The 18,670-nt window shown below is 64.0% G+C and carries 17 protein-coding genes; 11 read left to right on the top strand and 6 right to left on the bottom strand.

Annotated features, from left to right (window positions below):
* The first annotated feature begins 2 nt into the window (after nt 1-2).
* From DWF74_RS23020 to DWF74_RS23050, 7 genes are all read left to right on the top strand, one after another.
* Nucleotides 3-734, top strand: coding sequence for a hypothetical protein (locus tag DWF74_RS23020; RefSeq protein ID WP_102861559.1), 732 nt, complete (start codon nt 3-5; stop codon nt 732-734).
* Between the two features lie 3 nt (nt 735-737).
* Nucleotides 738-1,154, top strand: a complete 417-nt coding sequence (gene fos / locus DWF74_RS23025; RefSeq protein ID WP_115581775.1) for a fosfomycin resistance glutathione transferase — start codon at nt 738-740, stop codon at nt 1,152-1,154.
* A gap of 126 nt (nt 1,155-1,280) precedes the next feature.
* Nucleotides 1,281-1,919, top strand: a complete 639-nt coding sequence (locus DWF74_RS23030; protein WP_115581776.1) for a LysE family translocator — start codon at nt 1,281-1,283, stop codon at nt 1,917-1,919.
* Nucleotides 1,920-2,027: 108 nt separating this feature from the next.
* The gene (locus DWF74_RS23035; protein WP_102861562.1) at nt 2,028-3,377 is read left to right on the top strand and encodes a sensor domain-containing protein; all 1,350 of its coding nucleotides are present in this window, start codon (nt 2,028-2,030) and stop codon (nt 3,375-3,377) included.
* A 157-nt stretch (nt 3,378-3,534) separates the two neighbouring features.
* Nucleotides 3,535-4,059, top strand: a complete 525-nt coding sequence (locus DWF74_RS23040) for a DUF4142 domain-containing protein (protein WP_115581777.1) — start codon at nt 3,535-3,537, stop codon at nt 4,057-4,059.
* A 250-nt stretch (nt 4,060-4,309) separates the two neighbouring features.
* Nucleotides 4,310-5,395: a type I restriction endonuclease gene (locus DWF74_RS23045; RefSeq protein ID WP_102861564.1), complete on the top strand. Its 1,086-nt coding sequence runs from the start codon at nt 4,310-4,312 to the stop codon at nt 5,393-5,395.
* Nucleotides 5,396-5,602: 207 nt separating this feature from the next.
* The gene (locus DWF74_RS23050) at nt 5,603-6,376 is read left to right on the top strand and encodes a GNAT family N-acetyltransferase (protein WP_102861565.1); all 774 of its coding nucleotides are present in this window, start codon (nt 5,603-5,605) and stop codon (nt 6,374-6,376) included.
* Nucleotides 6,377-6,383: 7 nt separating this feature from the next.
* On the opposite strand, the gene DWF74_RS23055 is transcribed toward DWF74_RS23050, so the two are convergent.
* The 5 genes from DWF74_RS23055 to DWF74_RS23075 form a co-directional block, all read right to left on the bottom strand.
* Nucleotides 6,384-7,160 (bottom strand): AraC family transcriptional regulator, encoded by a 777-nt coding sequence (locus DWF74_RS23055; protein WP_102861566.1) that lies wholly within the window; start codon nt 7,158-7,160, stop codon nt 6,384-6,386.
* A 113-nt stretch (nt 7,161-7,273) separates the two neighbouring features.
* Nucleotides 7,274-8,542, bottom strand: a complete 1,269-nt coding sequence (locus tag DWF74_RS23060) for an NAD(P)/FAD-dependent oxidoreductase (protein ID WP_115581778.1) — start codon at nt 8,540-8,542, stop codon at nt 7,274-7,276.
* Nucleotides 8,539-8,772 (bottom strand): (2Fe-2S)-binding protein, encoded by a 234-nt coding sequence (locus DWF74_RS23065; RefSeq protein ID WP_102861728.1) that lies wholly within the window; start codon nt 8,770-8,772, stop codon nt 8,539-8,541. The genes DWF74_RS23060 and DWF74_RS23065 overlap by 4 nt, the downstream gene beginning before the upstream one ends.
* Nucleotides 8,769-9,890 (bottom strand): NAD(P)/FAD-dependent oxidoreductase, encoded by a 1,122-nt coding sequence (locus DWF74_RS23070; protein ID WP_102861568.1) that lies wholly within the window; start codon nt 9,888-9,890, stop codon nt 8,769-8,771. Before DWF74_RS23070 ends, DWF74_RS23065 begins: the two co-directional genes overlap by 4 nt.
* Entirely contained in the window at nt 9,887-10,819 is a 933-nt protein-coding gene (locus DWF74_RS23075) for a 4-hydroxyproline epimerase (protein ID WP_115581779.1), read from the bottom strand. The genes DWF74_RS23070 and DWF74_RS23075 overlap by 4 nt, the downstream gene beginning before the upstream one ends.
* Nucleotides 10,820-11,083: 264 nt before the next feature.
* On the opposite strand from DWF74_RS23075, the gene DWF74_RS23080 reads away from it, so the two are divergent.
* The 4 genes from DWF74_RS23080 to DWF74_RS23095 all read left to right on the top strand — a co-directional run bounded on the left by DWF74_RS23080 (nt 11,084) and on the right by DWF74_RS23095 (nt 16,449).
* The gene (locus DWF74_RS23080) at nt 11,084-12,004 is read left to right on the top strand and encodes a dihydrodipicolinate synthase family protein (RefSeq protein ID WP_115581780.1); all 921 of its coding nucleotides are present in this window, start codon (nt 11,084-11,086) and stop codon (nt 12,002-12,004) included.
* 142 nt (nt 12,005-12,146) lie between these two features.
* Nucleotides 12,147-13,718, top strand: coding sequence for an APC family permease (locus DWF74_RS23085; RefSeq protein ID WP_102861571.1), 1,572 nt, complete (start codon nt 12,147-12,149; stop codon nt 13,716-13,718).
* A 26-nt stretch (nt 13,719-13,744) separates the two neighbouring features.
* Nucleotides 13,745-15,319 carry an aldehyde dehydrogenase (NADP(+)) gene (locus DWF74_RS23090; RefSeq protein ID WP_115581781.1) on the top strand — a complete coding sequence of 525 codons (1,575 nt, stop codon included), beginning with the start codon at nt 13,745-13,747 and terminating at the stop codon, nt 15,317-15,319.
* 116 nt (nt 15,320-15,435) lie between these two features.
* Nucleotides 15,436-16,449, top strand: coding sequence for an Ldh family oxidoreductase (locus DWF74_RS23095; protein ID WP_102861573.1), 1,014 nt, complete (start codon nt 15,436-15,438; stop codon nt 16,447-16,449).
* 51 nt (nt 16,450-16,500) lie between these two features.
* Here DWF74_RS23095 and DWF74_RS23100 read toward each other — a convergent pair whose 3' ends face one another.
* On the bottom strand, nt 16,501-18,657 hold the full coding sequence (locus DWF74_RS23100; protein WP_115581782.1) for a TonB-dependent receptor: 2,157 nt from the start codon (nt 18,655-18,657) through the stop codon (nt 16,501-16,503).
* Nucleotides 18,658-18,670 lie beyond the last annotated feature (13 nt).

The raw sequence follows: 18,670 nt of genomic DNA on the forward strand, positions 1-18,670 counted from the left end.
TGATGAAGTGGCTTGAGTCATGCGGCCTGGGCCTGGCCCTTTGTGCCGGGTTGGGGGGTGTCACGGCGGCGCAGGCGGGGTGCGACAACACGACGGGTATTCCCGGAGAGTTCTATGTCTGCAAGCCCTGGCCCGCAGAGCCGGAGCTGAGCATCAGTGCCCGGGCGACGCCCATGCCCGGGAGCCAGGCTGGCGACGTCAGCAGCTACAGCCTGGACGTATCGCTGCAGGACATCGACTCCGGTTGGACCCTGGCCAGCAACTACAAGGATAGCGCTCTGTTCTCCGATGCCGTGGCCCTGCAGGGGCTGCAGATCGACACCGGGCGCTACCGTTTGAATAAAGAGCAGCGAGCCTTTGGCCTGCGAGTTCTCTATCACCACAGCTCCAGTGCCATGCCCTACGAGAAAAGCGTGCTGACCCTGTATCGACGTGAAGACAAGGAAGTCCTGCCGCTGCTCGAAGGATTGGTGATGGATGAGAGCCACGGCGAGTTTGGCTGGGGCAGTGAGTGCGAGGGCCGCTCCCGGACCCTGCACCGGACCCTGGAAGTCGGCAGTGGCCAGCGCAACGGTTACGCCGATCTGATCGTGCGTACCCGTGAAGTCAGCACCAGGCATTTCAAGGGCCGTGATGGCTGTGAAAGCCGTGATCTGCCGCCCAGGAACACGCTGGCGACCCTGCATTATGACGGCCAGCGCTATGCGCTGAGCAAAGCCCTGAAAGGACAGTAATCGATGCTCACCGGCCTCAATCACCTGACCCTGGCGGTCAGCGACTTGCCCCGCAGCCTGGCCTTCTATCACTCGCTGTTGCAACTGCGTCTGGAGGCCACCTGGGATGCGGGAGCCTACCTGTCACTGCCGGGACTATGGCTGTGCCTTTCCCTGGACCGGCAACGGCGGGCACCGGCAGTTGCCGATTACACCCATTACGCCTTTGGCGTCGGCGCTGTGGATTTTGCAGCGCTGGTCCAGCGCCTGCGTGAGGCGCGAGTGCCGGAGTGGCGCGACAACCGCAGCGAGGGCGCGTCGTTTTATTTTCTCGATCCCGATGGGCATCGACTGGAAGCTCATGTCGGTGACTTGGCTTCGCGATTACGGGCCTGTCGCGAACATCCTTACGCCGGGATGCGCTTTTACCCCGCCGACTGAGGCGCCGCTACCGGGAAGCAGCTGACGAAAGCCGCTGGTGGCAAGGTGCCTTGATCGTGCAGAATCCGCCAGATTCGTTCTGTGCCTGGCGTTGCCGTGAGGTGCATCCGTTCTGGAGTCTTGCTGATGACCTCATCGCTGTTGCTGGCTGTTATCGCCTCGGGTTTCATTTACGCGATCACCCCCGGGCCCGGTGTCCTGGCGGTCTTCGGTATTGGCGCTTCCCGTGGTCGACAGGCTGGCGCAGGGTTTCTCTGCGGGCACTTGCTGGGGGATGTGGTCTGGTGCAGTACGGCACTGATCGCCATTGTCGGCGCCCGGGAAATCGGCAGCGACGCCTTCAACATGCTCGGGGTGCTCAGCGGTCTGTACCTGTTCTGGCTGGGGCTGCGGGCGATCCGCAGTCGTGGTGGCAATGGCGATGAGCCTCAGGGTGCAGCGCGCAATCCGTTCTGGCACGGGATCATCTTCGGCCTGACCAACCCCAAGGCTTATCCGGTGGCGGTGGCGACGTTCACCGCCCTGCTGTCCAGTCGTGCGGAGCTGCTCAGCTGGTCCATGCTTCCCGGCCTGATTGCCCTGAGCTTCCTGGGCGGTCTCGGCGCTTACGCTATTCTCATCGGCGTGGTGGGGGCGCGGCAGGTACGCAGTTGGTATCAGCGTCACGAGCTGGCGATCACCCGGGTCTGCGGGGTGATGTTCATCGGTTTCGCGATCAATGCCCTGCTGCATGCGCTGCCGGGGCTGATCGGCAACAAGGCATAACGCCGCTCGCGGAGTGCGAGGGTGGTGTTCAGCCGGTGTTCGTCACTGGCTGACCGGGCTCAAGGGATGGGTACTCAGTGCATTTTTCATGGGTAGTAGCTTTCTCTGATGGCAACCAAGAACTCCGCGCCTCTGGCGAGTTTCATCGATCTGCTTCTGGACGTCGTGTGCGCCGTAGATAGCCAGGGTCGTTTCGTATTTGTCAGTGCCGCCTGCGAGCGGGTCTTCGGCTACACCGCCGACGAGCTGATCGGCCGGCCGATGATCGAGCTGGTGCACCCGGCCGATCGTGAGCGCACCCTGCAGGCCGCCCGGGAAATCATGGGGGGCGTGCCCAAGCCCAACTTCGAGAACCGTTACCTGCGCAAGGACGGGCGGGTGGCGCACATCCTCTGGTCGGCGCGCTGGTCGGAAGTGGACCAGTTGCGCATCGCCGTGGCCCGGGACATTACCGAGCGCAAACAGGCTGAATCGAAACAGGCGGCGTTGTATGCCATTTCCGAAGCGGCCCACGCCACCGAGGACCTGCTGGTGCTGTTCAAGCATGTGCATCGGATCATCGGTGAGTGGCTGCCGGCGCTCAATTTCGTTCTGGCGCTGTACGACGAGCGCAGCGATAGCCTGAACTTTCCCTACCATGTCGATGACTGCGAAAGCAGCCCGGAACTGCCCGGGACCCTGATCGGGCGTTTCTGCGCGCAGGTGCTGCGGCACGGCCAGTCCTTGCTGCTGGCACCGGAGTGTCCGTCGAGCCGGGATTTGTGGAACCAGTTCGCCGTCGTTCAAGGTCCTCGCTGCTGGTTGGGCGTGCCACTGAATTCGCAGAAGGGCACCATCGGCGTGCTCATGGTCAAAAGTGCACCCGGTGCCCGGGGCTACGGGGAGGCAGAGCTGGAATTGCTGCAGTACGTCAGCGCCCAGCTCGCCGCGGCCATCGAACGGGCGCAACTGCATGCGCGCCTGCACTACATGGCCGAGTACGATCAACTGACTCACCTGCCTAACCGTGAGCTGCTGCGCGAGCGCTTGCGTTCAGCCCTGGCTCGGGCCCGGCGCGACTCGGGACGCATGGCCTTGCTGTATGTCGACCTGGACAAGTTCAAGGAGGTCAACGACACCTGCGGGCATGCTGTGGGCGACATGCTGCTGCAAGCGGTGGCCAATCGCCTCAAAGGCTGCGTACGGGAAACCGACACCGTGGCACGCATGGGCGGTGATGAGTTCGTGGTGCTGCTGGAGAGCGTGCAGCACAGCGACGATGCCCAGCGTGTCGCCGAGAAGATTCGCCACGCGCTCAACGAGCCGCTGCGCCTGGATGGCCATTCGCTGAATATCCTGCCGAGTATCGGCATTGGCCTGTACCCCGAACATGGCCTGGAAGAAAAGCAGCTGTTCAAGCACGCCGATGAGGCGATGTACGCGGTCAAGCGCGAGCGCAAAAGCCGCTCCAGCGCCTGAGGTCCAGGCCAGGGGCGAGGCTCTGCTTCCGGCCTGAACGACTCGCCATTCGTCGTACCACCGGCGATTTTTCTAAACCTTTGCGGCTTCGGGTTTTCCCTATGCAGGCGGGTGCTGTGGCTCCCGCCGTACTGACTTGCAAGAGGAGACTCCCAGCATGAACCCCATGGCCACCATCCTCGGTCGTGCCGGCCTGGCCCTGCTGCTCGGCCTTGGCGCCAGCAACGCCCTGGCCCAGTCCCCCGCGGCCTTTATCGACGACGCCTCGGCCAAGGGCATGGCCGATATCGAAGCCAGCCGCCTGGCGCATCAACACACCTCGTCCAGGGCGGTCAAGGAATACACCATTCAGGTGATCAACGATCGCACCACGGCCAACCAGCACCTGGCCAAAATCGCCAGGCAACTGGACCTGCCGGTGGCCCCCCGAGAGCAGGTCATGGACCAGGCCAAGCGCTTGATGCCGCCGCTACCCGAGGGGACGGATTTCGACCGTGCCTATGCCGCCAACCAGATCAAGGCCACTGAAGCGGCGATCCGACAGATCCAGCAACAGGCGCAAACCAGTGACGTGCCTCAACTCAAGGCCTTCGCCGAGGAAACCCTGCCCAAGCTGGAGAACCACCTGCAAATGGCCAAGGCCATCCAGGCTGGACGTCACACCGAGCGCTTGGATGGTTGAGTGATGATCAGCCACTCCTGATCGTTGGAGGAGTGCAAAGCGGCTGTTCAGCGTTCCTCCCTCACCTCTGTCTGTCTATGAGACTTGCTGATGCATCATTGATGTCGTCCGCGGTTTAGTGTTGCCCTTGACTGAAGTGCGCCTCACTTGATGTGGATGTCTGTCTAGGTGACGGTTTGTGTCTAGTATCTATTGGCGGTCAAAGTGCCAGCACGCTAACTCACGGATCGGTATCAGTCAGAGGTCGCTCATGGAATTTTTCGAAAAACTAACCAGTCTTGCTGCCAAGGTGCGCTTGCAAGGCGCAGCCATTCAAACTGAAGAGGCAACGAAGAACGCTTTCGTCATGCCCTTTATCAATACGGTTCTGGGTTATGACGTCTTCGATCCCATGGAGGTGACCCCTGAATTCGTCTGTGATGTTGGAACCAAGAAGGGCGAGAAGATCGATTACGCGATCATCAAGGATGGAGAGGTGCAGATACTCATCGAGTGCAAGAAAATCGGTGAGCCGCTGCACATCAATCATGCTTCTCAGTTGTTTCGTTATTTTCATGTCACCAGTGCGCGCATTTCCATTCTTACTAATGGTCAGGTCTACAAGTTCTTCACCGATCTGGATGCGCCGAACAAGATGGATGAAAAGCCCTTCCTTGAACTTGATCTGCTGGATATCGACGAATACTCCGTCCCTGAATTGATCAAGTTGACCAAGTCGGCGTTTGACGTTGAATCGGTTCTTAGTGCAGCGGGGGAGTTGAAGTACGTCAGCCAGATCAAGAAGGTCATTGCGTCTCAGGTGAGCAAACCCGACGACGACTTGGTGAAGGTTTTTGCGTCCCGGGTCTATGAAGGTGTGATCACTCAAAAAGTGCGGGAGCAGTTTTATGAATTGACCCGCAAGGCGCTCGGTCAGTTTCTCAATGACCAGATCAATGATCGTCTCAAGTCGGCAATGAGTGGCTCCAGCCAGGTGGTCATTAATCAGCACTCGGCGCCTATCAACGATGTGCAGGAGACCACTGAGACGGACGGATCTGAGGAAAAGATCTTCACTACGCTGGAGGAGCTGGAGGCGTATCACATTGTGCGGGCGGTGGTGCGTTCAGTGGTTGATGCCAAGCGTATTGTCCAGCGCGATACCCAGAGCTACTTCGGTATTTTGCTCGACGATAACAATCGCAAGCCCATCTGCCGTTTGCATTTCAATCGAGCCCAGAAGTACATCGGCATTTTCGACCAGGACAAAGTCGAGACACGTCATCCGATCAGTTCCGTCGACGAAATCTACGAGTATGCGGATCACTTGAAGAAGACTGTGGGTTATTACGAATAGGCCATCCGTGCGCTGAGAACTGCACTGTTGCAGCTCATGTGGCGGCGGAACTCGCCACATGAGCAAGGCGCTCCGCTTTTTGCTTACACCTCAGAACATCCCTTCGCACAATAAAACAGGATTGTGCTGGAGCCGCTGGGCCTGTGGGCTTAACGTGGCCCGGGTCAGGCGGCGCATGGCGCGTCGCGAGGCTCAAGGAGGTAGCAGATGGCGCAGGTGCCCAGCGCGTCGATCATCGATCTGTATCACCAGGCGGAAGACTATTTCTTTGTTTCCATCTCGCAGTTCCATCGGCGCTTCGGCGCCGATCTGAGTGCCTATTGCACCGGGCTTGAAGCCAGCAGCCTGAATCTGTTGATGATGAAGGACCGGCCTGGCGACAACAGCGAGCAACTGGCCGAGGGCGTGGCGTTCCTGCAGCGCACCGGCATGCCGTTCTGTGTGGTGATCCCTCAGGCGCAGGTGTCGCGGGTCAGTCTGCAGTTGCAACAGCAGCACCTGATGGCCGCGGACAAGACCACTTGCATGGTGCTCGATCTGGCGACCTACGAAGCGCAGGAGGTATCGGCGCCATTGGCGGATGTGCGTTGCACCGATGAGCATCTGGAGGATTGGGGGCTGCCGGTGCAGAGCGCGTTCGAGCCCGATGGCGGAGGCATCGAGCTGTACCTGGAGCGGCACCGGGCGGCGTTGCTGGCCGGCAGGTCTCTGCGCCATTTCACTTTGTATGTCGACCAGCGTCCGGTCAGTGCCCTGACGCTGTCCCTGGGGCCAGGGGTGGCGCGGCTGGATGATATCGGCACTTTGCGCGAGTGCCAGGGGCGGGGCTATGCCACGACGCTGATCCACTCGGTGCTGCGCCTGATCCAGGCCCAGGGCGCGAAAATCTGTGTGCTCGAGGCCTCTCTCGACGGCCTGTCGATCTACCGCAAGGTCGGCTTCACGGGCTTGTTCGACTATTGCACCTTCTGCCAGGCGTAAGTCCTGGCTACGTCGTGGCGTTGAGCCGGAACTGCCGTGGGCTGAGTCCGGTCAGGGACTTGAACTGCCGGCTGAAGGCGCTGTGATCGGTGTAGCCGCATTGCAGCGCCACCTCGGTGATCGGCTCCTGGGTCAGCAGCAGCCGTGAGGCGTGTTCCAGGCGTGCCTTGTGGATCATCTGCCGGGGCGTGAGGTGGAAGATGCGCTTGCAGTAGCGCTCCAGCTGCGCCGTGGACAGGTTGGCGATGCGGGTCAGGTCCTGCAGGCGGATGGCTTCGCTGTAGTGCTCGCGGATATGCCGGTCCACGGCCGCCAAACGCTCGTAGGCCGGATGGGTGTCACGGGCTGCCTGCAGGTCCAGGGAGATGCCGGCCATGCCGATGATCTGTCGGTCGTGTCCATACAGCGGCAGTTTGTGGGTCAGGCACCAGCCGGGTTCGCGACTGCCGTACAGGTGCAATTCCAGTTGGCCCTTGATGGTGATGCCCTGGCGCAGCACGCGCTGGTCCTGCTCGGTGTAGACCGGGCCGAGCACCGCCGGAAAGACTTCGGCGGAGGTCTTGCCGAGCAATGGCCGGATGTTCTTGAAGCCGCAGCGCTGGGCCAGGGTCAGGTTGGCGATCAGGTAGCGGGCCTGCAGGTCCTTGATGAAAAACACGGCGCTGGGAATGCAGTCCAGCAGGGGGGTGATCGGGGCCATGCTGGCCAGCAGGCTGTTGATGTCCCCGAGGGATTGGGCGGCGATGGCCCTGGGCAAGTGGTGGAGCTGTGCGCTATCGATCATCGTCGGCCTCTCTCTAGGGGGCTTGGGGGATGGGTCTGTGTCGATAAAGCCAGGGGGTACAAAAGGGCTGTGCAAGCTGGCCGGGTGTTCCCGGCCAGGGTGGGTTCAGGGGTTCAGTCTGCGGCGTCGTGGCAGGTCTCGTCGAGCATCAGGGTGGCGAGCCGGGCCGGCACCAGCGGCGTTCGCGGGGCCACCATGGGCCAGTTGAACAGGCGCTGGGCGGCGCTGGCGCAGATTCGGCCCTGGCAGGCCCCCATGCCGCACCGGCTGTGCAACTTGGCGCTGGGCCAATCGGCTGCCGCCGCCACCGCAGCGTAGGGCACATCTTCGCAACGGCACAGCAGTGTCTCGGGTCGTGCCAGTTCGAGGATCTGCGGTTGCAGCTCGAAGTGACGCTGCAACTGCCTGGCAAAGGCCTGCCAGTGCTGGCGCTGGCGGATCAGGCCGGCGGCGCGGGCGCTCTGGCCGCTGGCCACGCAGCCGGCAATCTCACCTTCGATCAGGGCCAGTTCGCTGCCACCGATGCCGGTGCATTCTCCGGCGGCAAGGACCTGGGGCAGGCTGCTGCGCTGCTGCTGGTCGACCGCAATGGCGCCGTGTTCCAGGTGACAGCCCAGATGGCTGGCCAGACGGGTATTGGGCACCAGGCCGAAGCCGCAGGCCAGGTAGTCGCAGGGGATTTCCTCGCTGCGCCGACCCTGGCGGATGCGTACCCCTTGCAGGTGCCGGTCCCCCAGGGCCTCCACCACGTGGGCGTTGCAACGGTAGGCCGGGGTGGCCAGCTTCAGGGCCTGGGCCAGCTTGCTTGGCCAGCGCCACAACTGGCCGGCGAAACCCAGCACGGAGGCTGCGGTGGCCTGTTCCAGCACCCGCACCACGCGGGCGCCGGCCTGGCGTGCGGTGGCGGCGCTGGCCAGCAGCAAGGGGCCGCTGCCGGCGATCACCAGGGTTTTTCCATTCACCTGCAGGCCATTCTTCAGCAGGGCCTGCAGGCCTCCGGCACCGGTGACCCCGGGCAGGGTCCAGCCGGGAAAGGGCAGCAGCAGTTCCTGGGCACCGCAGCACAGGATCAGCTGTTCAAAGTCCACCTGCCAGGCCTGTTGCGCGTCCTCCAGCAACAGGCGCTGCGGGCCCAGGGCGGCGATGATCCGGGTGGCGCTAAGGTAGCGCAGCGTCGGGTGCTGCAGGATCTTGAAGCGCTCGGCCTGGAGAGCGGTGGGCGGGTGCCCGGGGCCATTGCGCCAGATCTGTCCGCCGGCCCGCGGGTTGTCGTCGATCATCAGGATCGAGGTGGCGCTGTGGCTGGCGGCCTGGGCGGCGGCGAGTCCCGCCGGGCCGCTGCCGACTATGACGATCTGGCAGTGCAGGCGTTGGGCGCTCATTGGCTGCGCTCCACTTGCATGCCATCCCGGCACAGGGTCTGGCAGGCCAGTTGACGGTGACCGTCGATGGTCATCCGACATTCCTGGCAGATGCCCATGCCACAGAACGGCGCTCGTGGAGCACCGCTGCAGGCGGTGCGGGTATAGGGCACGCCGCTGTTGGCCACAGCGGCGGCCACCGTGAGGCCGCCGCGGACCTCCAGCGCTTGCTGATCCAGGTAGATGATCACGGGCATTCTCCAGTCAGGGCGGCGAAGCGTCCGGGCAGATAGGGGCGCGGGTCGATTGCCGGGCATTCGCAGAGCATCAGGTCCACCAGCAGCCGCGCGCTGCCGGGGGCGGTCGTCACGCCCAGGCCTTCATGGCCAACGGCCAGCCACAGGCCCGGTTGTTGCGGGTGTTCACCCAGGATCGGCAGGCCGTCCGGGCTGGCGGCGCGAAAGCCGGTCCAGGCGCGGATGCCGTTGAGCGTTGCCAGCTCTGGCAGGTATTGCACTGCCCGTTGCAGCATGGGCGCCAGTACGGCCGGTTCGACTTGAGGATCGAGGGTGTCGAATTGTCGGGACGAGCCGATCAGCAACTGGCCGGTCGGACGCGGCTGGACGTTGAAGGCCACCGAGGTGCCGTCACTGGCGTGGGCACTGGCGGCGTAGCCCAGTTCGACCAGTTGATGCTGGACCTGTTGTGGGTAGCGGTCGGTGATCAGCAGGTGGCCCTTCTTCGGCCGCAGGGGCAGGGCCGGCAGCAGTTCCCGGGCGGCGAAGCCGTTGGCCAGCAGCACCCGGGGGGCGCGCAGGACCCGGCCGTCGTCCAGCTCCAGCTGATCGCCGGCCACCCTACGCACATGGCCGCACTGGCGCTGGATCAGTGGATGGCTGCTGAGCATCCAGTGGGCGGTGGCCGGGGCGTAGAGAATGCCGTCTCCGGGGATCTTCAGGGCGCCGCCCAGGCCCGGGCGCAGCATCGGCTCCAGCGCCGCCAGCTGCGGGCCGTCGAGCAGGTGGCCGGTGACGCCGTGGTCTGCCAGGGTCTGCTGCTTGGCTCGCGCCAGGTCCATTTCCTCGCGGTCGGCGGCCAGCCACAGGGTGCCGCAGTTGCGATAGGCACAGGCCTCGGGCAGACGTTCGCGCAACTGCCGCCACAGGCCGATGGAGTAATGACTCAGGGCCAGCTCCGCCGGGTTGTCGTCCATGGCCACGAGATGCCCCATGCCGGCCCCGGTGGCACCGCCACGGGCGTCGTCCAGTACCTGCACCCGCAGGCCGCGGCCGGCCAGTTCATGGGCGCAGGCGGCACCGATGATGCCGGCGCCGACCACGATCACGTCGGCCTCGCCCTGGGCATTCACGAGCCGATGCCCCAGGCGAACGGGTCGCTGTCGTCGAGCAGCAAGGTCGCTTCGGCGCTGATGTGGGCGCTGCCACGCAGGGTGGGAATGATCCGCTCGCCGGCCTGTTCGTAGTGGGCGCTGAACTGACTGCCGATGACGCTGGCCTGGCGCCAGGTCTGGCCGGGAGCGAGCTTGCCGTCCGCCGCCAGGCAGGCCAGCTTGGCGCTGGTGCCGGTGCCGCAGGGGGAGCGGTCGTAGGCCTTGCCGGGACAGAGCACGAAGTTGCGGCTGTCGGCCTGTGGGTCGTCGGCGAACAGTTCGATGTGGTCGATGACTTCGCCCTCGGCCCCGGTCACCCCGGCGGCTTCCAGGGCCTCGCGCACGCGCCAGGTGAATTGAGTCAGGGCTTCGACATTGTCCAGGGCAATGTCCTGGCCGTGATCGCTGATCAGGAAGAACCAGTTGCCGCCCCAGGCGATATCGCCATGCACCGTGCCGTGCCCCGGCACTTGCAGCGCCACCTGGGTGCGGTAGCGATAGGCGGGGACGTTGCGCACGCTCACCGACAGATCGTCGTGCAAGGTGGCCTCCACCGTGCCCACCGGGGTTTCGATGCGGTGCACGCCGTAGTCGATGCGTCCCAGGTGGTACAGCGAACGCACCAGGCCGATGGTGCCGTGGCCGCACATGCCCAGGTAGCCGCTGTTGTTGAAAAAGATCACGCCGGCACAGGCCTCCCTGGCCTGTGGCTCGCAGAGCAGGGCCCCGACCAGCACGTCGCTGCCCCGGGGTTCGAGGACGCAGGCGCGGCGCCAGTGATCGTGCTGGCTGCGCAGGGTCTGCAGGCGCTCGGCCATGGAGCCACTGCCCAGCTCGGGAAAGCCGTCGATTACCAGGCGAGTGGGTTCACCTGCGGTGTGTGAGTCGATCACGGTTATTTTTTTCATGGCGGCACCTGACGGGAAAGAACGACAGAGTGGCCTTGGCGGGGGCGGCGTTGCTTGTGGGTTTTCGCTGTGGCAGATGACGAAATCAGCACAGTTTCGCCATGGCCGCTGTGGCGCTGGAGCTGCAATGGGGTGAGGGGCGAGTGTGCCGATTTCGTCTCTTGCAGGGGCGAAAAGCCTCAAGCTGCAAGGGGGATAAAAGGCGACTCTGGTCTGGGTTTTCAACGTCAGTCGGCCCGGCCGACCTCAAACAAGGACCAGACCATGAGCCGTAGAGCCATCCAATGGAGCGGTGTATTCCCCGCTGTGACCACTCAATTCAAAGCCGATTTCTCCCTCGACCTGCAGGCCACCCACCAGGTCATGCGCAACCTGGTGGACGACGGCGTATCCGGCCTGGTGGTGTGCGGCACCGTGGGGGAGAACACCTCCTTGAGCACCGCGGAAAAACTCTCGGTGATCGAAGTCGCCAAGGACGCCGCCGGCGGTCGGGTGCCGGTGATAGCCGGGGTGGCCGAATTCACCACCGAGTTCGCCCGCGATACGGTGCGCGAAGCGGCTCGGGTCGGGGTCGATGGGGTGATGGTGATGCCGGCCCTGGTGTACTCGGCCAAGCCCCATGAAACCGCGGCGCATTTTCGTGCGGTGGCCACCGGCACCGACCTGCCGGTGATGGTCTACAACAACCCGCCGATCTACAAGAATGACGTCACCCCCGAGGTGCTGATCGCCCTGCAGGACTGCGAGAACATCGTCTGTTTCAAGGACTCCTCCGGCGATACCCGGCGTTTCATCGATCTGCGCAACGCAGTCGGCGATCGCTTCGTGCTGTTCGCCGGTCTCGACGATGTGGTGGTCGAGAGCGTGGCGGTGGGGGCCGAGGGCTGGGTCTCGGGCATGTCCGTGGCCTTTCCCAAGGAGGGTGAGACCCTGTTCCGCCTGGCCAAGGAAAAACGCTTCGAGGAGGCCCTGGCCCTGTACCGCTGGTTCATGCCGCTGCTGCACCTGGACGCTCGTCCGGACCTGGTGCAGTGCATCAAGCTCTGTGAAGAACTGGTGGGCCGTGGCTCGTCCATCACCCGGCCGCCGCGTCTGGCGCTGCAGGGTGAAACCCTGGCCGAAGTCAAAGCCCTGGTCGCCAAGGCCCTGGCCACGCGCCCGAGCCTGCCGGACGTCGGCCTGTAGAAACGGGCCTGCAGGATTTGTCGGGTGCCCTGGGTGGGGGCATCCGCTTCTGCAATACCCCATGTGCTGCAAGCGTCGAGCGGCTCCGCCGACGTGACATTCGACTTGCCTATTCCAATAACCTCAAAAAAGGCGCAGCCCCATGTCAGGCAAAGGCAAATTCAAGAAACAACTCTCTCTGGTGGACCTGACCTTTATCGGTCTGGGTGCGATCTTCGGTTCCGGCTGGCTGTTCGCGGCCAGCCACGTTTCGGCGATTGCCGGGCCGGCGGGGATCTTTTCCTGGCTGCTGGGCGGGTTCGCCGTGCTGCTGTTGGGCATCGTTTACTGCGAGCTGGGAGCCGCCCTGCCCCGGGCTGGTGGGGTGGTGCGCTACCCGGTGTTCTCCCATGGCCCGCTGCTGGGCTACTTGATGGGTTTCATCACCCTGATCGCCTTTTCCAGCCTGGTGGCGATTGAAGTGGTGGCGGCCCGGCAATACGCCGCGGCCTGGTTCCCGGCATTGACCCACGAAGGCTCCAGCAACCCGACCATCATCGGCTGGCTGGTGCAGTTTGCCCTGTTGTGCCTGTTCTTCTGGCTCAACTACTACAGCGTCAAGACCTTCGCCAAATCCAACAACTTCATCAGCCTGTTCAAGTTCATCGTGCCGCTGCTGGTGATCGCGGTGCTGTTCACCTTCTTCAAGCCCGACAACTTCCATGTCCAGGGTTTTGCCCCGTTTGGCCTGTCGGGGATCGAGATGGCGGTCTCGGCGGGGGGCATCATCTTCGCCTACCTGGGGCTGACGCCGATCATCTCGGTGGCCAGTGAAGTGCGTAATCCCCAGCGCACCATTCCCATCGCGCTGATTCTCTCGGTGCTGCTCTCGACCTTGATCTACGGCCTGTTGCAACTGGCCTTTCTGGGCAGCATTCCCACGGAAATGCTGGCCAACGGTTGGAGCGGCATCAGCAAGGAGTTTTCTCTGCCGTACCGCGACATTGCCTTGACCCTCGGGGTCGGCTGGCTGGCCTATCTGGTGGTGGCCGACGCGGTGATCTCCCCCAGCGGCTGCGGCAACATCTACATGAACGCCACGCCACGGGTGGTCTACGGCTGGGCCCGGACCGGGACCTTCTTCAAGGTTTTCACCCGCATCGATGAAGAGTCCGGCATCCCGCGTCCGGCGCTGTGGCTGACCTTTGGCCTGTCGGTGTTCTGGACCCTGCCGTTCCCCTCGTGGGAGGCGCTGATCAACGTGGTGTCAGCGGCCCTGGTGCTCAGTTATGCGGTGGCCCCCATCAGCGTCGCGGCGTTGCGCAAGAGTGCACCGCAGCTGGCGCGGCCGTTCCGGGTCAGCGCCTTTGCCCTGCTGGGTCCGGTGTCGTTCGTGATCGCGGCATTGATCGTCTACTGGTCCGGCTGGGGCACGGTGTCCTGGCTGCTGGGGCTGCAGATCCTGATGTTCGTGATCTACCTGCTGTGCAAACGCCTGGTGCCCACCGACCACCTGAGCCTGGGCGAGCAGGTGCGCTCATCGCTGTGGCTGATCGCCTTCTATGGGCTGACCATTGTCATTTCCTACCTGGGCAGCTTCGGCGGCATCGGCGCCCTGACTCATCCCTACGACACCCTCACCGTCACTCTCATGGCCCTGTGCATCTACTACTGGGGTGCCAATACCGGAGTGCCCAGCGCCAAGCTGGTGCTGGACGGCGATGAGGTGGAATGACCACTTTCATGCAGACGAGGTTATCCATGACTGTTACTGGACAGATGCTGATAGGTCACACCGCCGTGCTTGGCGGCCAGGGCTCGATTCATGGGCTGGCCGCCGCCAGTGGCGAGGTGTTGCAACCGGCTTTCGGTGGCGCCTCGGCCGCTGAACTTGAGCGCGCCTGTGCCCTGGCGGAGGCGGCGTTCGATCCTTATCGCCAGTTGCCGCTTGCACAGCGGGCGGCATTTCTGGAGAGCATTGCCAGCCATATTCTGGGCTTGGGCGAGGAACTGATTGAGCGCTGTCACTTGGAAACCGGCTTGCCCCGGGCTCGCCTGGAAGGTGAGCGGGGGCGCACCGTCGGCCAATTGCGCCTGTTTGCCCAGGTAGTCCGTGACGGCGGTTTTCTCGGGGTCAGGATCGACCCGGCGCAACCTGAGCGTCAGCCTCTGCCCAGGGTCGAGCTGCGCCTGCGGCATATCGGCCTGGGCCCGGTGGCAGTGTTTGGCGCGTCGAACTTTCCCCTGGCGTTTTCCGTGGCCGGCGGCGACACCGCTTCGGCCCTGGCGGCGGGTTGTCCGGTGATCGTCAAGGCCCACTCGGCGCACCCCGGTACATCAGAGTTGGTGGGGCAGGCCATTGCCCGGGCCGCACAGAGCCTGGGATTGCCCGAGGGGGTGTTTTCGCTGCTGTTCGACAGCGGCCGGGCCATCGGCCAGGGGCTGGTGGCGGACCCGCGGATCAAGGCAGTGGGGTTCACCGGCTCGCGCACGGGCGGGGTCGCGCTGATGCAGATCGCCGCATTACGTCCTGAGCCGATTCCCGTGTATGCCGAGATGAGCTCCATCAATCCGGTGCTGTTGATGCCCCAAGCCCTGGAGGCGCGGGCGGAGCAGATTGCTCCGGCGTTCGTTGCCTCACTGACCCAGGGCGCCGGGCAGTTTTGTACCAATCCGGGCTTGATCCTGGCCCTGGAAGGCTCGGCATTGCAGCACTTTGAAAGCGCCGCCGCCGCTGCCCTAGCCACACAGGCAGCGCAGACCATGCTTACCCCAGGCATTCACCGCAGTTACTGCCAGGGCGTTGCCGCCCTGGCGGCCCATGCCCAGGTGCAGACCTTGGCCCAGGGCTTGGCGGGGCAGGGCACTCAGGCCCGAGGCGCGTTGTTCGCCACCTCGGCCGAGGCCTTCATGGGCTGCGCACAACTGCGGGAAGAGGTCTTTGGCCCGGCCTCGTTGATCGTTAGGTGCCCGGACTTTGCCGCCTTGCAACAGGTGCTGCAGAGCCTGGAGGGCCAGTTGACCATTGCGCTGCACCTGAGCGATGGCGATCACCCCCAGGTCCGCGCGCTGCTGCCGCTGTTGGAGCGCAAGGCCGGACGCCTGCTGGTCAACGGATTCGGCACTGGGGTCGAAGTGGCCCACGCCATGGTTCATGGCGGTCCGTTCCCCGCCACCTCCGACAGCCGCAGCACCTCGGTGGGCAGCCTGGCGATCCAGCGCTTTCTGCGTCCGGTGTCCTACCAGGATCTGCCTGAGGCGCTGTTGCCTGCCGAGCTGCACCGCGCCAATCCGTTGCAGGTGCGGCAACTGCTCGACGGTCAGTTCTCCGGTTGATCCGGGGCGAGACGGCGCTCCTTCTGGAGCGTGCCGCCTCGCCCGTACCTGTTGCCCCCTCCATCCACCAAGACTCTCCCACAGGAGCGTTCCCCACCAGCCATAGAGGTTCCAGAATGTCTGAATACATCACCCTGTCACTGGATGAAGTCCGCGCCCAGTCGTATCGGGTCCTTACCCATCACGGCCTGTCCGAGGCACATGCTCGGGTGATCGCCGAGGTCATCACCCAGGGCCAGCGTGACGAGTGCCACTCCCACGGTGTGTACCGCCTGCTGGGCTGCGTGCGCTCGGTACGCGAGGGCAAGATCGACCCACAGGCCGAACCCAGCGTGCGGCACATTTCCGCCGGGGTGCTGGAGGTCGATGCCCATTACGGCTACTCGTTGCTGGGCTTTCACACCGGCTTGCCGTTACTGGCGCAAAAGGCTCGCAGCCAGGGGATCGCCGCCATGGTGATCAAGCACTGTTTCCACTTCTCTGCGCTGTGGCCGGAGGTCGAGGCGATTGCCGCCAGCGGCTTGGTGGGCCTGGCGATGAACCCCAGTCACAGCTGGGTGGCCCCGGCCGGCGGCCGCCATCCGGTGTTCGGCACCAACCCCCTGGCCTTCGCCTGGCCGCGTCCGGGGGGCCACCCCTTTGTTTTTGATTTCGCCACCAGCGCCATCGCTCGTGGCGATATCGAGCTGCATGCGCGCCAGGGCACGCCGATTCCCAGCCATTGGGCCATAGATGCCCAGGGCCAACCGACCACCGATGCCAGGGCGGCGTTGCAGGGCGCCATGCAGACCTTTGGCGGCCACAAGGGGTCGGCCCTGGCGGCGATGATCGAGTTGCTAGCCGGCGCCTTGATTGGCGATCTGACCAGCGCCGAATCCATGGCGTTCGACGAGGGCGTGGGGGCGACACCTTGCCATGGCGAGCTGGTGCTGGCGTTCGATCCCCAGGTGTTTTTGGGCGAGGGTTATCAGCAGGGGCTGGAGCGGGCGGAAGGGTTGTTCGCGGCCATTGCCCAGCAAGGCGCGCGGTTGCCGTCGCAGCGGCGTTTTGAGGCCCGGGCGCGCAGCCTGGAGCAGGGGGTGCAGGTTCCCCGGGCACTGTGGAACGACATCCAGGCCTTGCTGCCATGACGCCCTGGGGGCGATGGAATCTCCATCGCCCCCAGGGTTCTGCGGGTCATGTCAGAAGCGCAGGTTGGCCGCCAGCTCGGCGGAACGCCCGGGCGCGACGGTGGCGAACAAGCCAACGTGGGACGCGTCGTAGTAGGTCTTGTCGGTGAGGTTGAGCACGTTGAACTGCAGGTCCAGGTTCTTGTTCACCCGATAGGCCAGCATGGCGTCGTAGCGCCAGTAGGCATCGAGGCTGCGGGTGTTTTCATCGTTGGTGTAGCGCTCGCCCACATAGTTGGCGCCGGCACCGACTTTCAGGCGGTCGGTGAGCATGTAGGTGCTCCACAGCGAGGCGCTGTTGGGGGCGATGAACTTCATCTGGTTGCCGTTGAAGTCGGTGTTCCTGCCTGAGGCGTACTTGACCGTCTTGGCATCCAGGTAGGTGTAGCCCGCCATCACCTCCCATTGATCGGTGAGGTAACCGGTGGCCCCGACTTCAAAACCTTTCACTTCGACATCGCCATCCAGGGTCACTTCGTTGCTGATCGGGTCGTAGGTCCGGGCGTTGGTCTTCTCGGTCTTGAACACGGCTGCGGTCAGGGCCAGGCGCTCGTTGAGCAGGTCCCATTTGGTGCCCAGCTCGAGGCTGCGGCTCTTTTCCGGGTCCAGGTTGCTGAGCCGGCCGCCTGCTGCGCCATCGGCGCCGCCCGACTGCCCGGCGGTTTCGCCCGAAGGGTTGAACGAGGTGCCGTAGGACAGGTAGATGCTGCCGTAGGGCAGGGGCTTGAAGACGATGCCGCTTTGGTAGGTCCACATATTGCTGCGGTTGCTCTGGCTGGGGTCCCTGACGTGATAGGCGTCGTAGCGCAGGCCCAGGTTCAGGTCCCATTGCTCGTGCAGGGCGAGGGTGTCCATCACATAGACGGCGCGGTTGTTGTGTCGGGTGACGGTGTGCTGGCCGTCGTCTCGTAGCACCGGGGCGAATGGGTCTTTTGGATTGGGGTGATTGAGGTCGCCCAGGTTGCTGTTCTTGGGGCTTGCATAACGATTCTTGACGTCGATCCGTTCGCGCGAGAACTCCAGGCCCGCGCTGTAGCTGTGGCCGATGGAGCCGGTGTCGAATGTGCCGAAGATGTCGGTCTGGTTGATCAGCGATTCGTTGACCACGTTGCGCCCGCGAGCCGCACGTTGCACGGTGTTCGCCTGTTCCTGCGCCGCCGTGGATATCGGCCGGCTCATGACGTAGTCCTGCATGCTGCGGCCCTGACGGGTGGTGTTGCGCAGGGTCAGGTGGTCGTTGAAGTCATGTTCCAGTTGCAAGGTCGCAAGGTCTGCCGAGGTCTTGCGGAAGTCGCGCTGGGTGAAGCCATAGAAGTTGTCGCGGTCGACCTTGATCGGCTTGCCGGAGATTTCCGATACCGGGATGCCCTGGTCGGGCATGTCGTCGGTCTGCAGGTGGTAGTAGCTCAAGGTGGCGCGGGTGTCGGTGTTCAGGCCGAAGGTCACGCTCGGTGCCACGCCCCAGCGCGACACTTGCACATGATCGCGCCCGGGGGTATCGGCTTCATGCTTCATGGCGTTCAGGCGCAGGGCCATGTTCTGTTCGGGCAGGTACTGGTTGAGGTCGAGGGTGCTGCGCCGCAGATGATCGGTGCCCAGGGTCAGGCTGCCGGCGCTGAAGTTCTCCTGCTGCGGTACTTTGCTGATCAGGTTGATGGTGCCGCCGGTGGAGCCGCGTCCCGAGTAGGCCGAACCCGGGCCTTTGACGATCTCGATCTGCTCGTAGTTGAAGACTTCATGGTTCATCCGGCCGACGTCGCGGATGCCGTCGATCATGATGTCGGTACTGGCCTCGAAGCCGCGGATGAAGGGGCGATCCCCCAGCGGCGTTCCGCCTTCCCCGGCGCCGAAGGTGATGCCCGGGGTGGTACGCAAGGCATCGGTCAGGGTCGACACGGCACGTTCCTGCATCAGGGTGTCGGTGATGATGGTCACCGACTTCGGCGTTTCCCGCAGGGGCGCGGTGAACTTCACCGAATCCGAGGCCTCGCGCTTGTAGCCGGGCTGATGCACCCCTTGCACATGGGTTGGCGCCAGGGTGACAGGTGTCGCCTCGGTGTGACGCTTGGCGTCTTCAGCAGCGGCTCCCAGGCTGGCTTCGCTGAGGGCCATCAGACCGAGAGAGGTGGACCACAACTTCCAGGGTTGTGGGCGGGCGGGACTGGACATTGAGATAGAGCCT

The organism is Pseudomonas protegens (assembly GCF_003363755.1).
In the GTDB taxonomy this organism is placed as follows: Bacteria; Pseudomonadota; Gammaproteobacteria; order Pseudomonadales; family Pseudomonadaceae; genus Aquipseudomonas; species Aquipseudomonas danubii.